This is a genomic window from Oscillatoria salina IIICB1 (genome assembly GCF_020144665.1).
Classification (GTDB): domain Bacteria; phylum Cyanobacteriota; class Cyanobacteriia; order Cyanobacteriales; family SIO1D9; genus IIICB1.
In genome coordinates, this window is the sequence record NZ_JAAHBQ010000110.1 from 1 (window position 1) to 10,687 (window position 10,687).

Here is a 10,687-nt window from a genome sequence, read left to right on the forward strand (position 1 = left end):
AAGTTACCCAAATTTAGTGGTTGCCCCCAATTATTCGGCTAAAAGTAAAATGGTATAAACAATTGCTCCCAAGAAAAATGCCCAAAAATTGCTTTGGCGTTCTTCTGGGAGTTCTTCTTTGATCGCATTTAAAACTACTCCACCTGCTACAAAAGCAAATAACACGGCGATCGCGGCTTCAGAAATTTTCGTGACACTACCAATTGTCCAGCCTAGTACAACTCCCCCTGCTAACAACCAGCGCCCAATGTGTTTATACTGACTTTTGTGGTGTTCGCGCAAGCCATAGTCATTAACTAAAAAGTGTAAAGCCATTGCTAGAGAAAAAATCAACAAACTCCACGATCCTTGTTCTTCGCGGTGAACGAGTAAATAACCGATTAAGCCATTATAAAGAGTAAAAGAACCGATATGCACCCAAAAAATACCTGGATCTGTAGTATCTCCTTCCCCAGTTGCTTGATTTTGTTTCCGGGATGAATGGGCTAACTTTTCCAAGCCATAGAAAATAACTAATCCCAGAAGTGAAACTAAATAAACATGGTGTTCTAAAAAGTCTAGGGCTAACAAAGGTACTTCTTCAAAAGTTTTTTGTCCTTCACTTAATTCTGGTAGTACATGAACAAAAATATATGCTACTGAAGCACCACCTGCTACTGATAACCAGCGACTGCGGGGAATTACTTCTAAAAAACGTAGTTTGCCCGCAAATAAATGCACTAATGCTAATCCTGCTACTGCGAGGAAAGTTAAAATCGGAAAGAATAAGTTGTGAGAAGATTCAGTAATTGCTAGGAAACTCATAAATTAAAGAGATAATCTTCATAATTAGCTTTTCTTTTCCTAGGATATGCTGACTTCTCTCATTAGAGAGATGTAATGGTTATTCTTTGTATTTCACGATCGAGATTGAATGAGTCGATCGCGCCAAGAAGTTGACTGCTCCCCTCCCTCCGCGTTGCTAAAGGGATGGGAGCAGTCAATGATGGTAAATCAGGATCTTCTCAACAAGTTGCTGAGTTAGTCTTATTTCTCGCTTGTGATGCTTCTAGTTTAATTACTGGCTGATTGGCTGACTTATTTACCTAAGACAAAATTAACCAACTTTCCTGGGACAACAATCACTTTTTTCACTTCCTTACCTTCAAGGTAACGTTGGGCTACTTCGGAAGCACGAGCATAATCTTCTAAAGCTTTTTTATCTTTAGTCGCAGGTACTTGTATTGTGCCGCGAGTTTTGCCCATAATTTGAATTACTAAAGTAATTTCATCTACCTCTAAAGCTTGAGGATCGAATTTAGCCCAATTTTGCCAATGAACTGACTCGCTATAACCTAAATTGTGCCACATTTCCTCGGCAATGTGAGGCGCAAAAGGAGCCATTAATTTAACTAAAGTTTCGATTCCTTCTCGATACACAGGCGAGTCTTGACACTTAGCATCGCTGAGTGCATTACTTAGCTTCATCAACTCGGAAATAGCAGTATTAAACTGATATTCTTCGTCTAAATCTTCAGAAATTTCCTTAATCGCTAAATGCACGGCGCGACGTAAATCTTTTTCTGCTTTAGTTAATTGTTGATGGTTGATTTTTCCTGATTTTGCTGCTTGGCTAACGTCAAATTCACTTACTAAACGCCAAACTCGATTTAAAAAGCGAAATTGTCCTTCAACATCAGCCGCATCCCATTCTAAATCTTTTTCTGGAGGTGCTTTAAACAAGATAAATAATCTGGCGGTATCCGCGCCATATTTCGCGATAACTTGCTGGGGATCGACTCCATTGTATTTTGACTTGGACATCTTCTCATAGAAGACGGATAAACTTTCTCCAGTTTCGGGATCTTGGGGATCTTCGGGATTAACTTCGCTCGAAGGAATATACTTACCCGTAACCGGATTTTTGTAAGTAATCCCCTGCACCATACCTTGAGTTAACAAGCGTTGGAAAGGTTCATCGCAAGCGACTAAGCCGCGATCGCGTAAAAATTTCGTAAAAAATCGCGAATACAATAAGTGTAGAATCGCGTGTTCAATTCCACCGACATACTGATCTACGGGCATCCAATCGTTAACTTTCGCGCGATCGAATACTTCTCGATCGTTATTAGCATCGGTATAACGCAAGAAATACCACGACGAATCGATAAAAGTATCCATCGTATCCGTTTCTCGTTTCGCAGCTTCGCCACAACTCGGACAACTCACATCGATCCACTCAGACAACTTCGCCAAAGGAGACGCACCACGTCCGGAAAACTCGACATTTTCCGGTAACTTTACAGGTAAATCTGCTTCCGGTACTGGTACTGTACCGCATTTCGGACAGTGAATAATCGGAATCGGCGCGCCCCAATAGCGTTGGCGGGAAATCAACCAATCTCTAAGGCGATATTGAACTTTTCCTCTACCAAAACCTTTTTGTTCGGCATATTTAACGATTTCTTCCTTCGCCTGATTTGATTCCATGCCGTTAAATAAGTCTGAATTAACGACAATACCCGGATCTGTATACGCCTCATCTAACAAGTTTTTCACTTGTTTCGAGTTATCAGCATCGTCAGGCACGATAACTACTTTAATCGGCAAATCGTTTTCCTGAGCAAATTTCAAGTCCCGCGTATCATGGGCGGGAACGCCCATAACTGCGCCTGTACCGTATTCGTAGAGGACGTAATCAGCAATCAAAATGGGAATTTCTTCTCCGTTGAAGGGGTTAATTGCTTTACCGCCTGTAGGAATGCCTCGCTTGGGTTTATCTTCCGCAGTACGTTCTAATTCGCTTTCTTCGCCAACTTCTTTGACAAACGCCTCAACTGCGGTTTTTCTCTCCGGCGCGGTCACTTTTGCTGTCAGTGGGTGTTCTGGGGCGAGAACCACGTAACTAACGCCATAAACGGTATCGGGACGAGTGGTAAACACGCCGATCTTCTCATCCATCCCGACAATGGGAAATTCTAAATAAGCGCCAACAGATTTACCAATCCAATTGGCTTGCATTAACTTGACTCGTTCGGGCCACCCTGCTAATTTATCGAGGTCGTTAAGTAATTGTTCGGCGTAGTCGGTAATTTTCAAGAACCACTGACGCAATAGTTTGCGTTCTACTTTAGCACCAGAACGCCACGATCGCCCTTCGTTGTCTACTTGTTCGTTGGCGAGAACTGTTTGGTCGATGGGGTCCCAGTTAACTGCTGATTCTCTTTGATAAGCTAGTCCAGCTTGGAAAAATTGCAAAAATAGCCACTGTGTCCATTTGTAATAGTCGGGCGCACAAGTGGTAACTTCGCGTTCCCAGTCTAGGGAAATGCCCAGTTGTTGTAGTTGTTGCTTCATCTGGGCGATGTTTTGATATGTCCATTTCGCTGGGTGAATTTTTCGGTCAATGGCGGCATTTTCCGCAGGTAGACCAAAAGCATCCCAGCCCATCGGATTAAGAACGCGATAGCCTTGCATTCGTTTCAGGCGCGCGATCGCATCGGTAATTGTATATACGCGCACGTGACCCATGTGCAAGTTACCCGATGGATAGGGGAACATCGACAAGGCATAAAATTTCGGTTTGTCAGTGTTTTCGGGGGTTTTGTCCGCTCCCTCGGCTGTCCACTGTTGTTGCCACTTTTTCTCGATTTTGGCTGGGTTATATCGGGACTCCACGCAAGTCTCTCCTGGAAGTCGTACTTCACTCTATATTTTAATATTGCGATGGCGATCGCTTTTTGTATTATTATTGTAATATAATTTCTTCAAGGGAAATCAATTTGGCGATTTTTCCACTAAATCGGTAGCGAATTTAGCTAAATTTTCCTGTCGCCACTTAGCATCTGTTTGGCGATCGGTCTGTAATTCTAAAATCCTGATTCCCTTTTCTGGTAAAGGATTTAATAAGGCTTGTAACTGTTCCCAAGAGGTAATTAATTGATGTTCGATGCCATAACTGGCGGCTAGTTGAGCAAAATCTACATTTTGGGGTGTGGCAAAGTATTCTTCAAAGGTATTTTTAAATTGAGAAATAGGCAACATTTCAAAAATACCGCCACCTTGATTATTAATTAAAATAATTGTTAAATGTCCGAGAAATTTATTACTAGTTAAAAATCCGTTGGTATCGTGGAGTAAAGCCAAATCTCCTGTTAACAAAACAGCACTTTGGTTGCGGTGGGCAATCCCTAAAGCTGTGGATAAAGTGCCATCAATTCCATTCGCACCGCGATTAAAATAAGGGATAATTTGGCTATGGTTTGGTTGCCAAAAGTATTCGACATCTCGCACTGGCATACTATTAGCAACAAATATTGGTGTTTGTGGCGGTAAGTTTTGAGCAAGCAGCCAAGGAATTTTACCTTCAAATAATGTTTTAGTTGCTGCTAGTTTGCGAGTTATTTTTGTTCTCAACTGAGTTTCAGCATTATACCATGTTTTCAGGTAATTTTCTGGTTTGATTACATTTGTTTGCCGAAAATCTATTATCGGTTGTAATTGGCTGACATCTAAATACAAATGGGTAGTTTTGCCGTGAATGGGGTCTAAATTTTCACTGCTAGAATCGATAATAAAACGATAAGCTTGGGTGTTTTCTAACCAACTACGCAAAGTTTTGCTCGTCGGAAGTTCGCCAATTTGAATAACTATTTCGGGAGATAATTTTTCGGCGATTTCTCGATTCCGCAAAATCGAATCATAGGTAGAAATTAAATAAGGATTTCGGTTAGCATAATTTCTCACTGGTGATAGTCCTTCAGCGAGAACAGCCCAACCTAAAGTTTTAGCTAAATGTCCAATTATTTGACAATATTCTTCTGGGTTTTGGGGTTGGGCTATCCCAGCAATAATAATTCCGCGATCGCATTTTTGCCATTGTGAGAGATAGTTTTTAATTTGGGCAGTTATTTCTAGAGAAAAAGTATTTTTGGCTACAGAAAAATTGCTAATTCCAGCAAAAAAATCTTCAGCTTGCAATTGACAGTGAAGCGGTTCTGGTGTAGGCGCGAGAGGTTCGCGAAATGGTATATTTAAGTGTACAACACCAGGAGAAGGCAATAGCGATCGCTGCCAAGCTTGCACGATATTTTGCCGCAAATAACGTAGCATTCCTAGATCTGAAGCAGGTATGGCTAATTCAGTTTGCCAATTAGGATAATTACCATACATTTTTACTTGGTCAATACTTTGTCCTGCATGGCAATTTCTTAATTCTGGCGGTCGATCTGCGGTTAAAATTAAGAGGGGAACCTGACTTTCTTTAGCTTCAATTATTGCTGGAAAAAAGTTTGCGCCCGCCGTTCCGGAAGTACAAATTAAAACCACAGGTAAACTCGATCTTTTAGCGATTCCCAAAGCAAAAAATGCGGCGGAACGTTCATCTAAAATCGGGATAGTTTCAATCTCGGAATGTTGGGCAAAAGCTACAGTTAAAGGAGTAGAACGAGAACCGGGACAAATAATTGCAGTTGTTAAACCTAAACGACTAAAAGTTTCGGCAATAATCGATCCCCATAAAGTATTAGTATTCCGCAAGTCAATCATTTGTTTATGTTTGCAAAAATTGCTTGACTATTTGCACAAATTGAGCTTCATTTTCTAAATGAATATTATGTCCGCAATTGGGAACGATAGATAACTCAGCCGAGGGACATAGTTGCTGCATTTGTGAGTTAATTGCTATAAATTTAGCATCTTTTTCTCCAACTAATAATAGCAAAGGTTGAGAAAAAGATGTTAGTTTAGCCCACAATGAAGGTTGACTACCAGTCCCCAGATTACGCAGAGATTTAGCTAATTCAGCCGGATTATTTTCTAACCTTCTCGCTTTCATCTTTTCCCACTGAGGATAAGATTTCAAGGAAGCAAATAAAGGTTGCTGATACCATTTGTTAACAAAGGCTGAAAAATTGCTTGTTTCTATTTCCCTAGCGAGTTGTTCGTCTCGTTGTTTTCGTTGCCGTCTTTCTAAAGCAGTTGCTAACCCTGGTGAGGCTGATTCTAAGACAAGTTTGGGAAAATATTGCGGATAGTGAATTGCCAGATACAATGCTAAACGTCCGCCCATTGAATAACCAACTAAATAAGATTTTTTTAAATTTAATTCAACTAATAAATCCACTAAAGCTTGTGCTGTATTGGGCATATTATAACATGATTCGTTGCCGTTAATTTTAGTTTTGCCATGACCGGGAATATCGATTACTAAACAACGGAATTCTGCGGTCAATAAATTAACAACAGATTCAAAGTCACGATTATCGCCCATAAAACCATGTAAAAAGCAAATAATTGACTTATTTTGCGCGCCTATTAATTGGTAATTAACTTGATATTTGGGGAATTTCATCAATTAATTTTGATTCAAATTAAAGCATTAAGCATAGTTTGTAATTTAAGTTGGACTTCTGCTAATTCTTTTTGCGGATCGGAACCGGCAACAATACCTGCACCTGCGTAAAGTCTTGCCCAATTTTCAGTTATCATTGCCGAACGAATACCAACAATAAATTGGGCATTGCCGCGATCGTCAAGCCAACCTAAAGGTGCAGCATAAAGACAGCGATCGCAGCTTTCATAGCGGCGGATTTGTTCGCAGGCGATCGCGGTGGGAACGCCTGCCACTGCTGGAGTTGGGTGAAGTTGGGCGACAATTTCTAACGGGTTAATTTCGCTTGACAATTGAGCATAAATGGGAGTCCAGAGGTGTTGAATATTAGAAAGTTGTAAAACTTGTAAAGGTGAAATTGTTGGTTGTAAGCCAATTTTATTTAACTGTTGAATGATAAATTTACTTACTGCTTGATGTTCGCGTTTTTCCTTTTCGCTGTTTAATAATTTATCGGCAAATTTAACGTCTTCAGCAGTTGTTTTACCTCTGGGTGCAGAACCTGCTAAAGCATCAGTTGCTAATTGATGATTGTGGATACTAATCAAACGTTCGGGACTGGCGCCAATAAAGTTACTTTTTTTGCCGTTACTAATCGAAAAAATATAACAATCTGGGTGTCGCTGTCGCAGATTATGCAGAGATTCTACCAATTGAAAATTAACCGGGGCAGTAACGTCAAGGGCATGGGCTAAAACTATTTTACTAAACTCTTTTTTTTGAATTGAACTTAAAGCAGAACTTACTGCCGAAGTAAATTTATGGGCTGTAATTTCCGGTAATTGTTGAATGAGTGGTTGCGGCGGATCGAAAGCGAGGTTAATAATTGGTTGGCGAGACAAACTAGTTTTTTGAATCTGTTGCTGAAGACGATTGATAATTAAGTTAATATCTCCTTGAGCTTCTAGTTGAAAGTTAGCCACAAAAACATACTTTTCCTGACGACAAGCTAAATGAAATTCAGGGAGAAAAATAGTAGCAGCCGGAAAACTTCCTACAGCAAGATCGACACAGCGATCGCGGTTTTCTGGGTAGTCGAAAAAGGTAAAAGCTGCCAAAAAATGAGGTCCGGCTAAAGGCAAATGAAGGTCGCCTGTTTTAATAATTTGCTGACAGCATTTTTGGACAAACTGTTGAGATTTAGTAAATCTATCTGAAGAAGTAATTGTCAAAGAGGCTGCGGTTCCCCAAGCAGCGATCGCTTCCCCTTTTCCGCGATTTTCCCAGTAAAAATGTCGTTCATTTGTTCTCAGATAATTTTGCAAAACAGCTAAAGGATCGATGGGATCGATTTCGATTGAAAAACTGACAATTAGCGAACTACCAGCGCGAATTGATTTCTCTTGGCAAACTAAGAGAAACTGATGTAGTTCTTTTTCATCTTGGATCGGGTTAGTCGAACAGGGTATAACTGGCATGAAAGCAAAGAACGTAAAATTTTTGATAATCTTGCGTGCTTTTGAGTGACATTGATGGTATCTCTAAAGATATCGCTTTGGACGCCGATCTCGCCAAAAGCGTGTCGGCTGACACGGACTAGGCAAGGGATAGCGTAATCGCAATAGTCTTGAGAGTAGAGAACTGTCTTTCTTATGGTATCGAACAAAGGTATTCTAGTAATGATAAATGCTCTTGTTGGCATTGGTGATAATTAGGATGAAGCTGTTCTCTGGGAGAATTTAACAAGGACAAAAAATTGTAATTTTGTCAAGAAAATAATACTCTTTGTAATAGGTTGAAAGTAATTAAATCAAATCTGCCCTGATGACCACAACTTATCTGGAAAAATCTCATAGTAAACTGTGGCTAGCAGCAATAAAGCCACCAATGTACAGCGTTGCTGTAATCCCAATTACAGTGGGTACAGCAGTAGCTTTCGCCCAAACAAGCATTTGTAACAATTTGATATTTTTTACTTTTTTGGGTTCAGCAATTTTGATTATTGGGTGGCTGAATCTGAGTAACGATGTGTTTGACTCCCAGACGGGGATAGATAAAAATAAAGCTCATTCAGTAGTAAATTTGACAGGCAATAAAACCTTAGTATTCTGGATGAGTAATTTGTGTTTGGGGTTGGGTATCCTGGGAATTGGCGCGATCGCGTATTGGCAACAAGATTTAACCATACTGGGAATTATCGCCCTTTGCTGCTTCCTAGGATACACTTACCAAGGACCGCCGTTTCGCTTAGGTTATCAAGGTTTAGGCGAAATTATTTGCTTCCTCACCTTTGGTCCTTTGGCGATCGCGGCTGCATACTATTCCCAAACTCAAACCTTCTCTGGAATGAATATTGCCGCTTCGGTGGCGATCGGAATTACTACGTCAATAATCTTATTTTGTTCTCACTTTCATCAGGTAGAAGACGATCTCGCCGCCGGAAAAATCTCGCCAATCGTTCGTTTGGGAACCGCAAAAGGCGCGATCGTCCTCACTTGGGCTACTGGTAGCGTTTTCGCCCTGACAACTATTTGCGTCATTCTCGGCTATTTTCCCCTCGCTACCTTACTGATATTTGCTAGTTTACCTGCGGCTTGGCAATTAATTCGCCACGTCAAGCAGCATCACAACCAACCCGAAAAAGTCAGCAATTGTAAATTTATCGCCGTCAAGCTGCATTTTTGGAGTGGTTTACTCTTCGCGTTAGGCTTCGTTTTACCGAAAATTTGGGTTTAAACAGCGAACAGTTATCAGTTACCAGTTAGCAGTTAGCACCTTACCAGTTAGCACCTTACCAGTTATCAGTTTATTCCCTAATTCCTCTTGTCTCCCCCTCCTGCTTGTCTTCTCCCTCTCCCCCAATCCCAAGTCTCCCTAGTCTCCAATCTCTATGGATAACTGATAACTTACAACTGATAACTGTTCACTGTTCACTGTTCACTGAAAACCCCCTCTCCCAAGTCTCCCTAGTCTCCAATCTCTATGGATAACTGATAACTTACAACTGATAACTGTTCACTGTTCACTGTTCACTGAAAACCCCCAATCCCTTGTTTCCCTAGTCTCCAATCCCCAATCCCTAATCCCCAAAAATGTCCTACGGATTTACCTTTCGTACATACCGACGTAAATTTCGCCAACCCTTACAAACCAGTCATGGTAGCTGGGAGGTGAGAGAAGGAATTATTTTGCGTTTGGTGAATGAAAAAGGTAACGTCGGTTGGGGAGAAATTGCCCCGCTTCCTTGGTTTGGATCGGAAAATTTAGCCGAAGCTGAGGAATTTTGTCGTCAGTTGGGGGAAACAATGACAGCAGAGGATTTAGCCAAGATTCCCGATACCTTACCCGCTTGTCAATTTGGCTTTAATTCAGCCCAGGAAAATTGCCACTCAGACTCGGTTTGTCTCGCTGAAATCGCCCAAAATTGTTATCTGTTACCCGCAGGAAAAAAGGCTTTAACAACATGGCAAACTGCCCCGAATCAAGGAAAACAGACTTTCAAATGGAAAATTGGCATTGGCGATATGGCTGAGGAAATCGCAATTTTTCGCCAATTGAGTCAAGCTTTACCCGCAACGGCAAAATTACGCCTGGATGCGAATGGAGGGCTAAATTTAGCGACGGCGAAGCAATGGTTAGAAGTCTCTGACGCATCAGGTAAGGTTGAATTTCTCGAACAACCTCTACCTCCGCAACAATTCGACGAAATGTTAAATTTGAATGCGGAATTCTTGACAGCGATCGCGTTAGATGAATCGGTTGCCACTCTCGCCCAGTTAACAAAATGTTACGCAAAAGGATGGCGAGGGATATTTGTCATTAAAGCAGCGATCGCTGGTTCTCCCCAAAGTCTACGTCAATTTTGTCGCCAAAATCAAATTGATGCGGTATTTTCCTCAGTTTTGGAAACCGAAATTGGCAGACAAGCCGCCTTAAAATTAGCTACAGAAATTAGTTTACATCCTCGCGCCCTTGGTTTTGGTGTTGACCATTGGTTTGCAGCCCCAGAAGACAACTGGTTAGAAAAATTGTGGAAAAATTGTTAACGCATTTACTACGACAAGATAATTGGTTAATTGGTTACGACATCAACCAATTTAACTCTCTCACCCTAGAATTATTTCACCAGCTACAAAACTACGAAACGCCACCCAAAATTCTTTTAATAGAAAACAATCCTCTAAAATTTTTAGCCACTTTTTTAGCTGCTGTTACTGCCAATAGTAAAATTTTCCTTTGTAATCCCAACTGGGTAGAATCAGAATGGGAAGAAGTTTTTGCTTTAGTTCAACCCGATTTAATTTTAAGCAATAATTTACCCGAATCTATCCTAAATCATATCATCATCAATGAAGCAAAGAGTAGTGAAGCATCTCC

At 40.8% G+C, this 10,687-nt stretch carries 7 protein-coding genes and 1 pseudogene; 3 read left to right on the forward strand and 5 right to left on the reverse strand.

The window, feature by feature from the left end; translation table 11 throughout:
* Positions 1-30: 30 nt before the first annotated feature.
* The 5 genes from G3T18_RS22610 to G3T18_RS22630 all read right to left on the reverse strand — a co-directional run bounded on the left by G3T18_RS22610 (position 31) and on the right by G3T18_RS22630 (position 7,788).
* Positions 31-804 carry a hypothetical protein gene (locus tag G3T18_RS22610; RefSeq protein WP_224412860.1) on the reverse strand — a complete coding sequence of 258 codons (774 nt, stop codon included), beginning with the start codon at positions 802-804 and terminating at the stop codon, positions 31-33.
* A gap of 273 nt (positions 805-1,077) precedes the next feature.
* A complete protein-coding gene (gene leuS, locus G3T18_RS22615) occupies positions 1,078-3,657 on the reverse strand; it encodes a leucine--tRNA ligase (protein WP_224412861.1) in 2,580 nt (859 codons plus the stop codon).
* 99 nt (positions 3,658-3,756) lie between these two features.
* Entirely contained in the window at positions 3,757-5,526 is a 1,770-nt protein-coding gene (gene menD, locus G3T18_RS22620; RefSeq protein ID WP_224412862.1) for a 2-succinyl-5-enolpyruvyl-6-hydroxy-3-cyclohexene-1-carboxylic-acid synthase, read from the reverse strand.
* A gap of 4 nt (positions 5,527-5,530) precedes the next feature.
* On the reverse strand, positions 5,531-6,331 hold the full coding sequence (gene menH, locus G3T18_RS22625) for a 2-succinyl-6-hydroxy-2,4-cyclohexadiene-1-carboxylate synthase (protein ID WP_224412863.1): 801 nt from the start codon (positions 6,329-6,331) through the stop codon (positions 5,531-5,533).
* Positions 6,332-6,345: 14 nt separating this feature from the next.
* On the reverse strand, positions 6,346-7,788 hold the full coding sequence (locus G3T18_RS22630) for an isochorismate synthase (RefSeq protein WP_224412864.1): 1,443 nt from the start codon (positions 7,786-7,788) through the stop codon (positions 6,346-6,348).
* Positions 7,789-8,134: 346 nt separating this feature from the next.
* On the opposite strand from G3T18_RS22630, the gene menA reads away from it, so the two are divergent.
* From menA to G3T18_RS22645, 3 genes and pseudogenes are all read left to right on the forward strand, one after another.
* Entirely contained in the window at positions 8,135-9,046 is a 912-nt protein-coding gene (gene menA / locus G3T18_RS22635) for a 2-carboxy-1,4-naphthoquinone phytyltransferase (RefSeq protein WP_224412865.1), read from the forward strand.
* Between the two features lie 356 nt (positions 9,047-9,402).
* On the forward strand, positions 9,403-10,356 hold the full coding sequence (locus G3T18_RS22640; protein ID WP_224412866.1) for an o-succinylbenzoate synthase: 954 nt from the start codon (positions 9,403-9,405) through the stop codon (positions 10,354-10,356).
* Positions 10,341-10,687, forward strand: a pseudogene (locus tag G3T18_RS22645) (hypothetical protein); the annotation flags it as partial. The gene G3T18_RS22640 and the pseudogene G3T18_RS22645, both read left to right, overlap by 16 nt.

Coding starts and splice junctions, on each gene's coding strand:
- G3T18_RS22610 (WP_224412860.1), bottom strand. CDS start 804: ATGAGTTTCCTAGCAATTACTGAATCTTCTCACAACTTATTCTTTCCG.
- menD (WP_224412862.1), bottom strand. CDS start 5,526: ATGATTGACTTGCGGAATACTAATACTTTATGGGGATCGATTATTGCC.
- menH (WP_224412863.1), bottom strand. CDS start 6,331: ATGAAATTCCCCAAATATCAAGTTAATTACCAATTAATAGGCGCGCAA.
- G3T18_RS22630 (WP_224412864.1), bottom strand. CDS start 7,788: ATGCCAGTTATACCCTGTTCGACTAACCCGATCCAAGATGAAAAAGAA.
- menA (WP_224412865.1), top strand. CDS start 8,135: ATGACCACAACTTATCTGGAAAAATCTCATAGTAAACTGTGGCTAGCA.
- G3T18_RS22640 (WP_224412866.1), top strand. CDS start 9,403: ATGTCCTACGGATTTACCTTTCGTACATACCGACGTAAATTTCGCCAA.